Genomic DNA, 16,011 nt, shown 5'->3' with positions numbered 1-16,011 from the left:
GACGGCTTTTTAAAATTTTAAATCACAGGAAATTAACCTACGCGATAGTTTGGTGCTTCTTTGGTAATGGTCACATCATGTACATGCGACTCAGACATACCGGCAGAAGTGATTTTCACAAACTTGGCATTCTGACGCAGGTCTTCAATCGTCGCAGAACCGGTATAACCCATTGAAGAACGTAGGCCGCCCATCATCTGATGTACGATATTACCCATTGGGCCTTTGTACGGTACACGACCTTCAATACCTTCAGGAACCAGCTTCTCGGCACCGGCCTTGGAGTCCTGGAAGTAACGGTCAGCAGAACCTGTCGCACCCGCCATCGCACCCAATGAACCCATACCGCGATAAGCCTTGTAGTAACGGCCCTGGAAGAATTCAACTTCGCCTGGTGCTTCTTCAGTACCGGCCATCAATGAACCAACCATAATCGTGCTTGCGCCCGCACCAATCGCTTTGGCCATATCGCCAGAGAAACGAATACCGCCATCTGCGATCAAAGGAATCTGATCTTTCAGCGCATTGGCAACAGAATCAATCGCAGAGATCTGTGGCATACCAATACCCGCCACAATACGCGTGGTACAGATTGAACCAGGACCAATACCAACTTTAACGGCATCCGCACCTGCATCAAGTAACGCCAGCGCAGCATCACCTGTCGCGATATTACCGCCAATCACCTGAACTTGTGGATAGTTAGCTTTCACCCAACGTACGCGTTCGATTACACCCGCAGAATGGCCATGTGCAGTATCAACTACAATCACGTCCACACCTGCATCAACCAAGGCTTCTACGCGGCTTGGCGTTTCTGCACCAGTACCAACCGCAGCACCAACACGCAGACGACCTAGATCATCTTTACAGCTGTTTGGATACAATTCAGCTTTACGGAAATCGGTTACCGTAATTAAGCCTTTCAGCTCTTGCTGATCGTTGACCACCAATACTTTTTCAATACGGTGCTGTTGCAATAAAGCTTGGATATTTTCTTTCGATTCGCCTTCACGAACTGTCACCAGACGATCCTGACCAGTCATGATATTGCTGACTGGCTGCTCAAGATTGGTTTCAAAGCGTGTATCACGACCTGTCACGATACCCACCACTTTGCCATCTTTCACAACGGGTACACCACTGATATTGTTGGCTTGAGTCAACGCAATCAGTTCACGTACTGTGGTTTCAGGAGTGACTGTAATCGGGTCTTTGACCATACCCGCTTCGAATTTTTTCACACGGCGCACTTCTGCAGCCTGAACCGCGATATCCATGTTCTTGTGCAAAATACCGATACCACCATTTTGCGCCATTGCAATTGCCATACGGGACTCAGTCACCGTATCCATTGCTGCAGACACAAGAGGAATATTCAGGTTAATGCCACGAGTTAAACGTGTCTTTAGGGAGACATCTTTTGGAAGAACAGTAGAATAGGCAGGGAGTAATAGGACATCATCGAAGGTTAACGCGTCTTGAACGATGGTCAACATAACAGTCTCACTGGTAATTTCCGTGCACTATTATAAACAAATATCGGCTTAAATTTCATTGCAATTGCAAAATTATTTTTTATTCAAGCTTCGTACACGCAAATCTATGGAAGTGCTAAAACAGCATCAATAATACCTCCGATCATGAAGTTCCCTATTTTAAAATATACCCCGATCATTTTAATCAAGTGAAAAGCAGAGCCTAAGCTCTGCTTTGGATGGATTTAGCTGACATATTCAAAACTGTCATCATTGTCGGCTTCATCAGTTTCAATCTGGACAAAGGGCAACATATTGTGTGCAATACGTGCCTTATTGCATTGCTCATCGGCAATCTGCACTTCTTTGCAGGATGAACTGCGCTGCTCATACATGCCGCAGCTCACCTGCTGGCCGATGGTGCCATCAAGTGCGATACAGCGTGGATTTTTTTGATTGGTTCCAGCCATACATGAATAGACTGCTGTCACAGGTTCGGTATAGTGCTCAGGCATATGAATACCTTCAGCCCAATAGAACGAAACCCTGAAATAGGCGCAGCACGCCCCGCAGCTTAAACACGCATCCGGTTTTGGAACTTGAGACAACATTTCTTATAAGTTCTCATTATCAAAAAAAAGTTTTTTGGAGAAGAAATATAAAAAATGTTGTTTTTCCACACAAGAAAAAAATTATTTTTTGTGTGAACTATTCAGGACAAGTAAAAACCGTTTCATCCATCAGGTCAGTTCCGCATTGCAGCGTTTCAATCCAGTCCAGAAACTGATTAATCTGCTCTTTACCGATAAATGGTGTACCATGTTGCGGCACAATCATCTCGATTTCCATGCTGCGTACCATTTTCACCCAAAGACGAATCACCTTGTTATTGCACATATAGCGTTGATGGAAGCTTTTCATTTTTGGGATATGCGCGGCAAAGTTTTCTAGTGGCTTGGCGGCATCTTCAACCATAGACGCACCCATATCACCTGAAAACAGGATTTTGGCAATCGGATCATAAAACTGGAAATTCCCCACCGAATGCAGAAAATGCGCCGGCACCGCCACAATGTGTGATTGACCCAACGGGATGATTTGACCATGATCCGGAAGCTCCACCAATCGATCTAACCAGTTACCTTTCATCCGGTCACTCATAAAGGCCGAGTTTAAGTGCGGCAAGAAGCGCGCCCACAGCTTGGATGCCACCACTTTGGCATCGGTATATACCAGCCAGCGCGGCATGGAAGTGATAATGTCCGGGTCTTGATGTGAAGCCATGACATAGTCCAGATGGGTCAAGCGGGTGTATTTATTCAGTTCCATGGTCAGCGGCACATAGGTTAAATCACCACCCGGATCGAGTACCGCTGCGCGCTCATGATCAATAATCAAAAACTGGTTTGCCTGAACGCCTTCACCTTTGACCAGACTGGTAAAACTAATGCATTTATGTGTCCCATTATCAAACAGGACTTGCGATGTGGTGCGCTCAAAAACCATGTAAATTCCCCAATTTATAGTTAAAACTGCTGTTTTATACCCATACAACATATAAGGATTTAATAGAATTTACAATCCATAAAACCGACCATATCACGAGCTTTATCAAGCTTTTCAGAGGATTTAAGCATAAAAAATCCTGAGTTTTTAGCTCAGGATTCATGCAATTTGTTATTTTATAATTTAAAAGAAATAATATTGAACCAGGGTCGCGACACCTATGACCAGGAAAATGGCCGCGCCAATTTTATGGATCAGGCTGATCGGTAGTTTGTTCGCCAGTTTATCACCCAAAAATACCGCAGGCGCATTGGCCAGCATCATGCCTAGCGTAGTACCCAACATCACCCAGAAGACGCTGTCGAAACGTGCCGCCAGTGCCACTGTGGCAATCTGGGTTTTGTCACCAATTTCTGCCAGAAAAAACAAAATGAAGGTTGCACCAAATACCCCGAATTTTTGCCATTTATTGATACTGGCATTTTCATCACCCAGTTCATCCGGAATCAGCATCCAGACTGCCATCGCGATAAAGCCAATCGAAACGATCCACAGCAGTACTTCCGGCCCAATCACTGTGGTTACCCATTGTCCCAATACTGCAGAAAGGCCGTGGTTAATCAATGTCGCCAATAAAATAGCAACTAAAATAGGAACAGGTTTGCGAAAGCGTGCGGCAAGCAGCAATGCCAGCAGTTGGGTTTTATCACCCATTTCAGCCAGTGCTACGATTGCAGTCGACAGTAAGAATTCATACATGAGGTCTTTCTCTGGCTAGCATCCAATACCAATGACTCACCGCTCCTGCTAGCCAAAATCTGCAGAGTGGTAAATCAAAGGTCTTGCCAACAAAAGAAAGCTTGGAAAAGCTGACTTGGTTCTTTGCTATGATGACCATGCCCGGTTGAGCAAATATGTTGACCATCACCCTTCTGCTTTGCGCAAAAGGCGGCTACTCCCCAATGAAGTGCGCCAAGTATAGAATCAAATAGATTATTTTTCAATGCAGCAAGAAAAAACCCTGCCGAAGCAGGGTTTTTATTTATACCTTCTTTGTATTTCTTCCTGAGCTTCAATTGAAATATTTTTCAATGAAGCGCAAGAGAAAAGAAAGTGAATCGAATTTAATTTAGATTAACAGCGTACGAATATCTTTAAGCAGCTTGGTCAGCTTGTTGGTGAAACGAGCAGCATCTGCACCATTGATCACACGATGATCGTAGGACAATGAAAGCGGCAGCATCAAGCGTGGATCAAAGCCTTCACCATTCCAAATCGGCTGCATGGTTGCAGGTGAAATACCCAGAATTGCCACTTGCGGCCAGTTCACTAATGGCGTAAATGCTGTACCACCAATTGAACCTAGGCTAGTGATAGTGAAGTTCGCACCTTGCAGATCTTTCGGCGACAACTTCTTGTCACGCGCTTTTTGACCCAAGATTCCTAGCTCAGTGGCAATCTGTTTAATTGACTTCTGATCTGGGTGACGCAGCACAGGCACGGTCAAACCATCTGGCGTTGCGACCGCGATACCCATATGGATCTCGTTACGTAGCAAGACTGACTTACCATCATCGGCCAAGTGACCAGCAAATTCACGCTCTTCTTTTAACAAGTGCGCAACTGCTTTGATGATGAATGCCATAATGGTCAGGCTCAGGCCTTCTTTCTTGAAGTTGCCTTTCAGTTCATTACGCCATGCTTCGAGTTCAGTAATATCTGCTGCATCAAACTGGGTCACTTGCGGAATGAAATTATTCAGCGACAATTGTGGAATAGATACTTGTTGCAAACGCGTCAAGGCTTTCTCTTCCACACCACCAAAAGCGCTAAAGTCTGGCAGTTTTGGCAGACCTGCGACTTGAGCAGCAGCGGCTACAGGAGCCGCCTGTGGCGTAGTAAGACGCGTTTTGACATAGGCTTTCAGGTCTTCTTTCATGACGCGCGCATGTGGGCCAGATGCTTTGACATCTGCCAACACGACGCCCAGTTCACGTGCCAGTTTACGCACAGCAGGACCGGCATAGACTTTCGAGTTAGCCACACTCTGCTCTTTGGTCAGCTTATCGGCATTATCCGACGTCGCGACTGTTTGAGTAGAAGATGCAGCAGGTGCCGATGCTGCTTTTGCAGCAGGCGCTTTAGGTTCTTCTGCTTTGGCTGCAACAGGTACAGCAGCTGCTTGCGCTTCAGCTTCAATTGTTACCAGTGCAATGCCTTGAGAGACATTTTGACCCAGTTCCACATGAATGGCTTTAATCACGCCGGCTGTAGTGCTTGGCACTTCAACAGTCGCCTTGTCTGATTCCACCACGATGATGCTTTGGTCTTTTTCAACCGTATCACCGACCTGAACCAGAATTTCAGCTACAGCCGCCTTGTCTACACCCAAATCAGGCACCATCACTTCAACATCACCCGCAGGTGTTGCTGGCGTTTCTGGTGCTTCGACTGCTTTCTCTTGGGCCGCCGCTTGAGCAACTGGTGCTTGAGGTGCTTCTGTCGGTGCTGATGCTGTCGAAACAGCCGTTTTCACTTTCAGAATGACCACACCTTCTTTAATGGTATCGCCTTCTTTAATCTCGATGGACTCTACCGTGCCTGAAACCGTACTTGGCACTTCAACAGTCGCCTTGTCTGATTCCACCACCACGATGCTTTGATCCACTTCGATTTCATCACCGACAGAAACCAGAATTTCACCGACAGTGGCTTTTTCTACACCAATATCGGGGATTTGAACATCAACCACCTGTGAGTTCGCTTGTGCCTCAGGAGCAGCAGAAGCTTTAGGCTGATGCGAAGCCAGTTCCTGCATGATTTCCTGATCCGGCAATGAAGTCGGAGTATTTTCTGAAGTTTTTTGTGAGGCATCTGCTTGCTGTGGCTCGACCACATCAGCGCTACCGTCTTCAGCTTGTAGCTCAATCAGTACCGCGCCTTCAGCGACTTCATCACCCTGGCTCACCAGAATGCTTTTTATCACGCCTGCTGAAGTGCTAGGTACTTCAACAGAGGCTTTATCAGATTCAAGTAACACAATGCTGTCATCGATCGCGATCGTATCACCGACTTTGACCAGAATTTCGGCCACTGTTGCCTTATCTACACCAATATCAGGAGTCGTAATTTGCATGCTTAGTTCTCCTCTTTGTAGTCAGCAACAGCATGTACAGATGGGGTTTCTTGCGGTGCCCAAGCCACTGGACGATCTGTATCAAGCTCGAAAGTCGAGATCGCATCTTTTACCAGGCGCGCATCAACTTCACCTTCATCTGCCAGTTTTTTCAAAGTTGCCACCACAATATGGGCAGCATCAACACCGAAGTAACTACGCAAGTTGGCACGTGTATCTGAACGGCCATAACCGTCAGTACCCAATGCTACGAATGGACGGCCATCTGGAAGATAAGCACGAATCTGTTCGCTATAAGCACGCATATGATCGGTTGCAGACACGACGATACCTTCAGTACCGCGAAGCTGTTTCGATACCCATGCTTCTTTTACGTCTTCAGCCAGCGGATGCAAGCGGTTGTATTCTTCACATGCCATACCGTCACGTGCCAGTTCATTGAAGCTGGTCACACTGTAGACATTTGAATGAATTTGATATTCCTCACGAAGAATCTTCGCTGCCTTGATCACTTCACGCAGGATCACACCTGAGCCCAGTAACTGAACAGTGGCTTTTTCATCTTCTTCCAGTAAGTACATACCACGCTTGATGCCTTCTTCAACACCTTTTGGTATTTCCGGATGCTCGTAGTTTTCGTTCATTACGGTCAGGTAATAGAACACACGTTCCTGGTTCACATACATACGTTGTAAACCGTCATGCACGATCACCGCCAATTCATAACCGAAACATGGGTCATAAGAGACACAGTTTGGAATGGTATTGGCCAAGATGTGTGAATGACCATCCTGATGCTGCAAGCCTTCACCGTTCAGTGTAGTACGACCTGCAGTTGCACCCAGCAAGAAGCCTTGTGCCTGTGCATCGCCTGCTGCCCAGGCAATATCACCGATACGCTGGAAACCAAACATCGAGTAGTACATATACATCGGAATCATTGGCAGGTTATTGGTTGAATAACTGGTCGCCAATGCTGCCCATGCACTCATCGCACCGGCTTCGTTAATCCCTTCCTGCAACATGTGACCGTCTTTGGCTTCACGGTAATGCATCAGCTGTTCTTGGTCTTCCGGGGTATATTTCTGGCCATGCGCGGCATAAATACCGAGCTGACGGAACATCCCTTCCAGACCGAAAGTACGGGCTTCATCAGGCACGATTGGCACAACACGGTCTTTAATCGCTTTCTCTTTAAGAAGTGCAGAGATTAAACGCACCATCACCATCGTGGTCGATTGTTCTTTACCATTTGAACCGGCCAAGACCGAATCAAATACTGAAAGTCCAGGAATCGCCAGCTGTTCGCTTTCCTTACGACGTGCAGGCAGGTAACCACCTAGCGCTTCACGACGTGCCTTCATATATTTCAATTCAGGTGAATTTTCGCTTGGACGGTAGAACGGTACTTCTTCAAGCTGTTCGTCGGTGAAAGGAAGGTTGAAACGATCACGCACATATTTCAAGGAATTGATTTGCATCTTCTTGATTTGATGCGTTTTGTTGACTGCTTCGATTTCTTCCGACAAACCATAACCTTTCACGGTTTTCGCCAGAATCACGGTCGGCTGACCTTTAGCCGTACATGCTTCAGCATAAGCAGCAAAAACTTTGTACGGGTCGTGACCACCGCGGTTCAGATTATCAATATCTTCGTCGCTTAAATCTTTCACCAGCTCTTTAGCTTCTGGGTATTTACCGAAGAACTTTTCACGTGCGTAAGCACCACCTTTTACCTGATAACGCTGGAAATCGCCATCGACTGCTTCTTCCATCACTGCTTTCAGTGCACCGGATTTATCTTTATCCAGTAGTGGATCCCAATGACGGCCCCACACAACTTTAATCACACGCCAGCCTGCGCCGCGGAATAATGACTCAAGTTCCTGAATGATCTTGCCATTACCACGTACCGGACCATCCAGACGTTGCAAGTTACAGTTCACTACCCAAATCAGGTTGTCGAGCTTTTCGCGACCTGCCAGAGAAATTGCACCCAAGCTTTCCGGCTCGTCCATCTCACCATCACCCAGATAAGCCCAAACCTTACGATCTTCTTCTTTAATCAGGCCACGGTTCATCAGGTACTTTTGGATATGTGCCTGATAAATTGACATGATTGGACCCAGACCCATCGATACGGTCGGGAACTGCCAGTAGTCCGGCATCAAATAAGGATGCGGATAAGATGGCAAACCTTTACCACCCACTTCACGACGGAAATTATTCAGATGCTCTTCAGTCAAACGGCCTTCTAAAAATGAACGCGCGTAAATACCCGGTGCACAGTGACCTTGGTAATAGATCATGTCGCCGCCGAAGTTATCGCTGTTGGCGCGGAAGAAGTGGTTAAAGCCCACATCATAAAGGGTTGCGGAAGAAGCAAAACTCGCCAGGTGACCACCGAGATCATCCCCGGTTTTATTCGCGCGTAATACCATTGCCAAGGCATTCCAGCGGATCAGCGCGCGAATACGGCGCTCCATGTCCTGGTCACCCGGCATGGCAGGTTGCTCTTCAACAGAAATCGTATTTAAGTAGGGAGTATTTAAACGCTGAATAGGAACATGCTTTGCAATTGCGCGTTGATAAAGTTTTTCTAATAAAAATGCTGCACGCTCAGTGCCCATGTGCTGCAAAACAGAGTCAAATGCATCTTGCCATTCTTGGGTTTCTTGCGCGTCTGTATCGCCATAAAACGCCATAATCTACAGTTCCTAAAAGCCTAATCTAATGTCTTATATGTACCATATTTAAGACCTCTGCAGGTATGGCCTTAGCTGAATGCGATTTAGCAGTACTATTTAGGAACTAAATGATGGGTGACGTATAATTACACTACATAACAAAAAATAGTCAATAAAGGCGATTTATTATACAATCATTATAATAGTTGGTGATAATATGAGACTTAAAAGTGATAAAACAAAAAGCCCTTCAAGTTGACTTGAAGAGCCTTCAGCTTAAACGCTTTAAAATGCTTATCGGAGATTTTTTATGTATAGAGATGCATCTTGTTATTCAGGTCTATACTTAAGGTAACATGGCCAAATAAGTAGATGGGTTTTTACGTTGACCGTCTTTTACTACTTCATAATGCAAGTGTGGACCGGTACAGCGACCAGTACAGCCGACATTAGCAATATGATCACCCGCTCGCACCTGTTCTCCCACACGTGCAATAAGACGTGAAGCATGGGCATAGCGCGTTAAATAGCCATTGCCATGATTGATTTCAACGTATTGACCATAACCTGTGCCCCAACCTGATTTGGTCACAATTCCTGGACCTGTTGCATAGATTGGTGTACCACTTGGCGCTGCAAGATCAAGGCCTGAATGATTTTCAGCACGGCCACTCATGGTACGGCCACCGTAATTTGAACTTACGCGAGAATTAGGTAAAGGATGAGAAATTAGCCAAGAATAAGCACTGTTTGCTGCCGCTTTATTGGATGAAGTATTGGCATACTTCTGAGCAAGCGTTCGATTGTTCAGTTCAACTGGTTTCTCACGAAGTTGAACATTCAATTTAGTCTGTGCTGGAATATCGATATCATCTGGATGAGTATATGCACCCTGTGCCAGAGTACGCGTCAATTGCTCGATACGATCTGTTGAACCATTTTCTTGATTTAGATTGACTAAATCTGCGAACGCAACCGAAGCCGCTGAAACTGATAAAGAAAATGCCAACAAAATACGTCGCATATGCATAAAAAACCTCTCTAAACTGCTTTAATCGAGTTCCTTGAAGATCTCTATCCTTGATATCCACTAAAAGAAGCGCATAAGATTAAGACATAAATATGTAGGAATCATGTATGTCGGAACCTGTCAACGTTTTTCAACAAACAAGAAAACAGATAAAAACAGGAAACTTTTCGTTTCTCTCATCACAAGTCGCTGCCTGGCAGAAACTTACGAAACTCGTACAACCGCTATTGCCCCAACCGGAACGCTGGCAAGTTGTCTGCTATCAAAATGGTGTGTTAACGATTACCGGTGAAAACCAGGCCATGATCAGTCAATTGGCCTATCTTCAAAAGCAATACATTTCACAACTCTCTCAAATAAATGAATTAACAGATCTCACTAAACTTCAAGTTTGCTTGCGGAATCCTTCGCAAACATCACCTGTTTCAGCAACACCTGAAAGAGCCTTAAATGCAGAAACACAGGAATTACTTCGTAGTGCTGCTGACTTTATAAGCGACCCTAAGCTTAGCCAAGCTTTACTACGTTTGGCAAGCAATAAAAAGTAACATAGCAATCAAATGTAATAAATTAAAAAGCAAACATTATGTGATGTGTATCACAGTATTAAAGCAATAACAAAAACATAAAGACACAAACACAATGACTTATGTCACATTCACATACATGATTGGACAATTGGCTTCGTCATCAAATGTTACAATTTCATAGCAGCTTGGATCACTTTTCACATTGCGTAAAAGTTGATTATTCAAGGCATGTCCAGATTTATAACCATCAAATTTGGCAATAATCTGATGCCCGAGCAGGTATAAATCACCCACGGCATCCAGAATTTTATGACGTACAAATTCGTCCGAGAAACGTAAACCTTCTTCATTAACGACCCCGTTTTCATCTACACCAATGGCATTTTCCAGGCTGGCACCCAGCGCCAGATTATTGGCTTTGAGATAATCCAGATCTTTCATAAACCCAAAGGTACGCGCTTCACTGACTTCATAAACGAAGGTTTCAGTAGAAAAATCGATACTGGCGGACTGATGTTCTTTTTTAAAGGCAGGATGATCAAAATCGATGGTGAAATTCAGCTGAAAGCCCTCATGTGGGCTAAAAATGGCACGTTTGTCATCAATGAGTGCTTCAACCGGTTTAATAATCTTGACGAATTTTTTAGCGGCATCCAGCTCTTGCAAACCGCCCTGCATGAGCAGGTAAATAAACGGACCTGCACTGCCATCCATAATCGGGACTTCAGAGGCCGACACTTCAATAATCAGGTTATCAATGCCTAGACCAGCAATCGCACTCATGACATGTTCAATGGTGCCTACTTTGGCATTTTCCTGAACCAGGTTCGAGCACATGAAGGCTTCTTGAATCAGCATGGCATCGGCAGGAATGTCGACTGGCGGATTCAGGTCAATACGACGAAACACAATTCCCCCATCGGCATGGTGCGGCACAAAGTTAATCATGACTTTTTGCCCACTGTGAAGACCGATTCCGCTCGCTTTCACGACACGTTTCAGGGTACGTTGTTTCAACATGCTTTTATCATCTGTTCATCTATAAAACCGCTATACGTTAGCATATTTGGCTATTGATAAAAAACAAAAAGGTGGCTTAAAAGCCACCTTTCCTGTCTAATCTAGCTAAACACATGATGTTACATGTTATTTACGCTGTTGATTCTTAAGATAATCCTGAATGCTCATTGGCGTTGGGCGCGGGCTAGAAACTGAAGCCGCCGCTGGATTCGCTGCTGCACCTGTTTCATGCTGCTGACGCTGAATTGCCGGTACATCATCATCTTCCACCACAGCCTGTGCAGCTGCTGCTGGACGAGTTGCCTGTACATTAGTACGTTTGGTCGGTTCAACTGAATCCGCTGCATGACGGGTTAAACCTGTTGCAATCACAGTCACGCTGATTTCATCACGCGCATCCGGATCAAAAACGGTACCGTAGAACACCTGACCCTCATCTAAATCGACAATCTGGTTCACGACATCAGTAATTTCTTCAATTTCACCGAAAGTCACGTCATCGCCACCAGTCACGTTGATCAGAATGCCTTTGGCATTCATGATAGTCACGTTGTCGAGTAATGGACTACGGATTGCCTGCTCAGCAGCCTGACGTGCACGGTTCTCACCACGACCCAGACCGACACCCATCATGGCATAACCACGAGTGCTCATGGCTGTTTTTAAGTCAGCAAAGTCAAGGTTGATATGGCCAGGACGGACTACCAAATCAAAAATACTGCGTACTGCATTCAGTAGAACATCATCCGCTTTTTTATATGCATCTTTCATTGAAATATCACGGAAGACTTTCAATAGACGCTGGTTTGGAATGATGATTAATGAGTCTACATGCTGCTCAAGAGCTTCGATGCCTTTTTCAGCAGACTGTAGACGGCGTTTGCCTTCAAAGTTAAATGGCGTGGTCACGACACCAACGGTCAAGATACCCATTTCTTTCGCAATTTCAGCCACGACTGGCGCTGCACCGGTACCGGTACCACCGCCCATACCCGCAGTAACAAAGACCATATCGGTCCCTTCAAGCTGCTGGCGGATCAGTTCACGGCTTTCTTCTGCTGCGGTCTGGCCGACTTGCGGATTTGCACCTGCACCCAGACCACGGGTACTTTGCTCGCCCAGCTGAATTTTAAATTCGGCTTCCATGCGATCCAATGCCTGCTTGTCCGTATTGGCACAAACAAACTTTACGCCCTGGATATCGGACTGCAACATATGTTGTACAGCATTACCACCCGCACCACCTACACCAAACACAGTGAAACGGGCTTGACCATTGCTATCGCTATGATCGTCTTCGAAAAATTCAAATGAGGCCATGACCTATAAAATTCCTAATTCATAATTGGCAGTCACTAAGCCCGTATACTGCCTTAATCTTAATAAAATTGTTTTTAAGAATGCTGCTCATGCGTTCACTTGTCAAGTACAAGCCCGATTAACTACATCTTCCCAACAATATTCACAATAAAAATCGACTTAAAAGATTGATTTCAAGGTGTCATTAAAGCCAAACAAGGCTCTTTTGACCCGCTTGGCCAATGACAACCGTTCTACATCATCCTGTTCCACAATCGTGTCCTGGGTATCACTCTGACTAAACATCAGCAAGCCCGCCACAGTGCTATATTGTGAGCGACGTAAAGCAGCCTGATGTTGTTCATCTGCATACACCTGAGTCGGCGGATTACCTAAATGCGCCGAGACCCCCATGGTACGGCGAACAAAGCTCACCATTCCTTCGATATGACTAGCATCGCCGGTCAATACCACACCATGATACAAGCCCTGAAGAGCACCGTTTTTCACCAATTCATCACGCACCAGACCCAGAATTTCTTCATAACGCGCCATGATGATTTCAGTCAATTCAATCCGGCTGATGGTTTGTGGCCCATCAATCCCCTGGAACTGAATCATATGGTCAGGCTTGACCACTTTCAGGTCGACACAGCCATACAATAATTTCAGACGTTCAGCTTCTTCAGTTGTGGTTTGCAATACTGCTGCAATATCACGGGTCACATGTTCACCGCCACGTTGGAAGGTATGGGTTAAGGCCAAACGACCATCCACATACACTGCAACATTGGTCGTGCCGGCACCGATATCTACTAAGCATACGCCATATTCTTTTTCGTCTTTCAGCAGGCTGGCTTCAGCAGTAGCCAAGCTCGACACCACCATTTTTTCTACACCAATATTGGCACCTTTCAGGGCGCGATCAATATTCTGCATGGTACTGATCGGCAGCATCATCAAATGATAGTGTCCGGTCATGCTATGTGCCGACATCCGAATCGGGTTTAACACCCATTCCGGTGAGTCGTCCAGCTCAAAACCCAGAGGCACAGCACTGACCAGATAATGATCTGAAGTCAAATGACTAGCTTTAGCCAATTCCAGTGCACGCACCACTTCACTGGTGGTAATCGCATGCTCGCTATTGTCGATCGAGGTGCGACCTGAAGCATAAAAGCTTTTTAATTCGGCACTTGGAATAGAGACCCAGGCAGAATGTACACGACATTCCGCCATATCTTCTGCTTCTTGAACGGCATTTTTAATTGCAGTAATAACTTTATCGAGACTGACAATTTTCCCTTTACTCATGCCTCGGTTACGAGCGGTGGCCATACCAATCACTTGGATATTGTCTGGCGCGTGTACCTTGCCAATCAAAACTGAAACTTTGTGTGTCCCAATGTCAATCGCCACAACCGAGGGAACAGCTTCACTCATTATTCACTACTACCATTACGTGTTTGTTAGATTTATGGCTTTAAATGCCTCTATTTTTTAAAGCCGGTCATTATGGCTTTACTGTTACCTTATTCTCAACGCCCGTGTCATCAATGGTTACAATAAAATGTCCATTTACAATTTTAGGCGGAATTGAATTTTTCCACTGTATCGACAATCCATTGCGATAACGCAGGTCGATGGCCGAAATTTTAGACCAGACCGGCTTTAAATCGCTCTGAGACAGATGACTCAGGCGTTGTAATTTGCTCATAGTCTGGTCTTTATCCACAATTATTCTTAAACCCGAATCAAACTGCATAAACCAGGTCATTCGCTCGGTGAGATATAATTCTTTTAGACGAATGCCTTGTGGCAAAAATAACTGATTAATTTCATTATAACGACGCATCATGGTTTCTGCATGGCTCGCTGGCCCATGTAGCAACGGTAATGCCTGATAATTCTTGGGTGTGACTTCAGTGAAAATAACACCACTGTCACTCAATAAACGCCCTGTTCCCCAACGTGCAATTGCATGATGCGGCATCACCCGCACCCGAATGCCATTTGGCCAGGCTCGGGACACCACGACCCGATCCACCCAGGATAATTCCAGAGTACGATCGCGGATCGCTTCCAGATCTGAAGTAAAATAGTTTTTGGTCACAATCGGTGACACATATTGCATGACCTGACGCTGTTCAGCAGCCGAGCGCGTACCTATCACGCCCAGCTCTGCCACGTCACTATTGGTCATGACTTTATATAAGCCCAATATTCCAAAGGCCAGCACCAATACCGCAATACACAACAATAACCAGCCACCAAAATTGGTCAGCTTTTCTTTGCGTGTCGGCGGCTTGTCGTGAATTGAGGTAATCGCAGCACGTTTACGGCGCATGGAAACAGGAAGTTGAGCCATATTTAGTGTGCCGAACCAGTCAAGGTCTGTTCCAGAATCGCCACACACAGCTCATCAAAACTGTATCCGACTGCAGCTGCCGCTTTTGGCACCAGTGAATGACTGGTCATGCCTGGCACGGTATTCACTTCAAGCAACCAGAAGTTGCCCTGTTCATCCTGCATGGCATCAATCCGGCCCCAACCACTGGCACCGACTGCTTGGAATGCGCGCAAACTCAAGGCTTTTAACTGTTGCTCTTCAGCTTCGCTTAAACCACATGGAATGCCATATTGCACATCATTACGCTGATATTTCGCTTCATAGTCATAGAAGGCAACATCTTGAGGCGGTTCAAGACGAATCACCGGCAGCGCCTGACCATTTAAAACCACAATGGTATATTCACGACCGGTAATCCATTTTTCTGCCATCACCACAGCATCATGTTCAGTTGCCTTGGTAATTGCTTCTGCAAAATCTTCAATTTTCTCAACCTTACTCATGCCGATACTGGAACCTTCATGTACCGGCTTGATAATCAAAGGCAAGCCTAAAGCATTAACAATGTCGTTCGCATCAGAGTCTTTGGTGACAATGCGATACGGTGCTGTCGGCAATTCCGAACCCTGCCAGACCTGCTTGGTCTTGACCTTGTCCATGCCGATCGCAGAACCTTGTACACCGGTACCGGTATACGGCACGTTTAACCATTCCAGTGCGCCCTGGATCTGGCCATCTTCCCCGCCACGTCCATGCAATACAATAAAAGCACGATCATAATTTACCAGTTCTGTGACACTACGCTCCTGAGGATCAAACGCTTCCGCATTGACCCCTGAACGCACTAATGCCTCAAGTACCGCCGTACCACTGTCTAGAGAAACCTCACGCTCTGCAGATTTACCACCAAGCAACACGGCAACTTTTCCGAATTTTGAAGCATTTGACACGTTTATATCCTTAAACTTTTTTCAA

The 16,011-nt window shown here is 45.7% G+C and carries 13 protein-coding genes and 1 riboswitch; of the genes, 1 reads left to right on the top strand and 12 read right to left on the bottom strand.

The features are described 5' to 3' along the window. Positions 1-32: 32 nt before the first annotated feature. The 7 genes from guaB to ACP7BU_RS11200 all read right to left on the bottom strand — a co-directional run bounded on the left by guaB (position 33) and on the right by ACP7BU_RS11200 (position 9,837). A complete protein-coding gene (gene guaB / locus ACP7BU_RS11230; RefSeq protein WP_004281332.1) occupies positions 33-1,499 on the bottom strand; it encodes an IMP dehydrogenase in 1,467 nt (488 codons plus the stop codon). Positions 1,500-1,723: 224 nt separating this feature from the next. Further along, positions 1,724-2,089 (bottom strand): YkgJ family cysteine cluster protein, encoded by a 366-nt coding sequence (locus ACP7BU_RS11225; RefSeq protein ID WP_080591854.1) that lies wholly within the window; start codon positions 2,087-2,089, stop codon positions 1,724-1,726. A 97-nt stretch (positions 2,090-2,186) separates the two neighbouring features. Then, complete coding sequence (locus ACP7BU_RS11220; protein ID WP_425879961.1) at positions 2,187-2,984, bottom strand: MBL fold metallo-hydrolase; 798 nt, start codon at positions 2,982-2,984, stop codon at positions 2,187-2,189. 183 nt (positions 2,985-3,167) lie between these two features. Beyond that, positions 3,168-3,743: a TMEM165/GDT1 family protein gene (locus ACP7BU_RS11215; protein WP_004281327.1), complete on the bottom strand. Its 576-nt coding sequence runs from the start codon at positions 3,741-3,743 to the stop codon at positions 3,168-3,170. A 72-nt stretch (positions 3,744-3,815) separates the two neighbouring features. Then, a riboswitch (yybP-ykoY riboswitch) is annotated at positions 3,816-3,957 on the bottom strand. Between the two features lie 156 nt (positions 3,958-4,113). Further along, positions 4,114-6,120 carry a 2-oxo acid dehydrogenase subunit E2 gene (locus tag ACP7BU_RS11210; RefSeq protein ID WP_425879962.1) on the bottom strand — a complete coding sequence of 669 codons (2,007 nt, stop codon included), beginning with the start codon at positions 6,118-6,120 and terminating at the stop codon, positions 4,114-4,116. 2 nt (positions 6,121-6,122) lie between these two features. Then, a complete protein-coding gene (aceE, locus tag ACP7BU_RS11205) occupies positions 6,123-8,825 on the bottom strand; it encodes a pyruvate dehydrogenase (acetyl-transferring), homodimeric type (RefSeq protein ID WP_425879963.1) in 2,703 nt (900 codons plus the stop codon). Positions 8,826-9,153: 328 nt separating this feature from the next. Next, positions 9,154-9,837 carry a M23 family metallopeptidase gene (locus ACP7BU_RS11200; RefSeq protein ID WP_425879964.1) on the bottom strand — a complete coding sequence of 228 codons (684 nt, stop codon included), beginning with the start codon at positions 9,835-9,837 and terminating at the stop codon, positions 9,154-9,156. Between the two features lie 107 nt (positions 9,838-9,944). Between ACP7BU_RS11200 and ACP7BU_RS11195 the strand changes: the two genes are divergently transcribed. Then, positions 9,945-10,385 carry a DciA family protein gene (locus ACP7BU_RS11195; RefSeq protein WP_004647242.1) on the top strand — a complete coding sequence of 147 codons (441 nt, stop codon included), beginning with the start codon at positions 9,945-9,947 and terminating at the stop codon, positions 10,383-10,385. Between the two features lie 99 nt (positions 10,386-10,484). On the opposite strand, the gene lpxC is transcribed toward ACP7BU_RS11195, so the two are convergent. The 5 genes from lpxC to ACP7BU_RS11170 form a co-directional block, all read right to left on the bottom strand. Beyond that, positions 10,485-11,387, bottom strand: coding sequence for a UDP-3-O-acyl-N-acetylglucosamine deacetylase (lpxC, locus tag ACP7BU_RS11190; RefSeq protein WP_425879965.1), 903 nt, complete (start codon positions 11,385-11,387; stop codon positions 10,485-10,487). Between the two features lie 126 nt (positions 11,388-11,513). Then, positions 11,514-12,707: a cell division protein FtsZ gene (ftsZ, locus tag ACP7BU_RS11185; protein WP_004647240.1), complete on the bottom strand. Its 1,194-nt coding sequence runs from the start codon at positions 12,705-12,707 to the stop codon at positions 11,514-11,516. Positions 12,708-12,866: 159 nt separating this feature from the next. Next, complete coding sequence (gene ftsA / locus ACP7BU_RS11180) at positions 12,867-14,129, bottom strand: cell division protein FtsA (protein ID WP_005245712.1); 1,263 nt, start codon at positions 14,127-14,129, stop codon at positions 12,867-12,869. Between the two features lie 70 nt (positions 14,130-14,199). Further along, on the bottom strand, positions 14,200-15,054 hold the full coding sequence (locus ACP7BU_RS11175) for a cell division protein FtsQ/DivIB (RefSeq protein ID WP_085064739.1): 855 nt from the start codon (positions 15,052-15,054) through the stop codon (positions 14,200-14,202). A gap of 2 nt (positions 15,055-15,056) precedes the next feature. Further along, on the bottom strand, positions 15,057-15,986 hold the full coding sequence (locus tag ACP7BU_RS11170) for a D-alanine--D-alanine ligase (protein WP_004647237.1): 930 nt from the start codon (positions 15,984-15,986) through the stop codon (positions 15,057-15,059). Positions 15,987-16,011 lie beyond the last annotated feature (25 nt).

The sequence above is a fragment of the Acinetobacter sp. 40AMC3-4 genome (genome assembly GCF_049898185.1).
Lineage (GTDB): Bacteria > Pseudomonadota > Gammaproteobacteria > Pseudomonadales > Moraxellaceae > Acinetobacter.
The sequence above is the reverse complement of the archived record's forward strand: the minus strand, read 5'-3'. Positions and strand labels throughout refer to the sequence as shown.

What these genes read in the sequence shown, in the direction of transcription:
- ACP7BU_RS11210 (WP_425879962.1), bottom strand. Translation starts at nt 6,120, where the DNA reads ATGCAAATTACGACTCCTGATATTGGTGTAGATAAGGCAACAGTGGCC.
- ACP7BU_RS11215 (WP_004281327.1), bottom strand. Translation starts at nt 3,743, where the DNA reads ATGTATGAATTCTTACTGTCGACTGCAATCGTAGCACTGGCTGAAATG.
- ACP7BU_RS11200 (WP_425879964.1), bottom strand. Translation starts at nt 9,837, where the DNA reads ATGCATATGCGACGTATTTTGTTGGCATTTTCTTTATCAGTTTCAGCG.
- ACP7BU_RS11175 (WP_085064739.1), bottom strand. Translation starts at nt 15,054, where the DNA reads ATGGCTCAACTTCCTGTTTCCATGCGCCGTAAACGTGCTGCGATTACC.
- ACP7BU_RS11220 (WP_425879961.1), bottom strand. Translation starts at nt 2,984, where the DNA reads ATGGTTTTTGAGCGCACCACATCGCAAGTCCTGTTTGATAATGGGACA.
- ftsA (WP_005245712.1), bottom strand. Translation starts at nt 14,129, where the DNA reads ATGAGTGAAGCTGTTCCCTCGGTTGTGGCGATTGACATTGGGACACAC.
- ACP7BU_RS11195 (WP_004647242.1), top strand. Translation starts at nt 9,945, where the DNA reads ATGTCGGAACCTGTCAACGTTTTTCAACAAACAAGAAAACAGATAAAA.
- ftsZ (WP_004647240.1), bottom strand. Translation starts at nt 12,707, where the DNA reads ATGGCCTCATTTGAATTTTTCGAAGACGATCATAGCGATAGCAATGGT.
- lpxC (WP_425879965.1), bottom strand. Translation starts at nt 11,387, where the DNA reads ATGTTGAAACAACGTACCCTGAAACGTGTCGTGAAAGCGAGCGGAATC.
- ACP7BU_RS11225 (WP_080591854.1), bottom strand. Translation starts at nt 2,089, where the DNA reads ATGTTGTCTCAAGTTCCAAAACCGGATGCGTGTTTAAGCTGCGGGGCG.
- guaB (WP_004281332.1), bottom strand. Translation starts at nt 1,499, where the DNA reads ATGTTGACCATCGTTCAAGACGCGTTAACCTTCGATGATGTCCTATTA.
- aceE (WP_425879963.1), bottom strand. Translation starts at nt 8,825, where the DNA reads ATGGCGTTTTATGGCGATACAGACGCGCAAGAAACCCAAGAATGGCAA.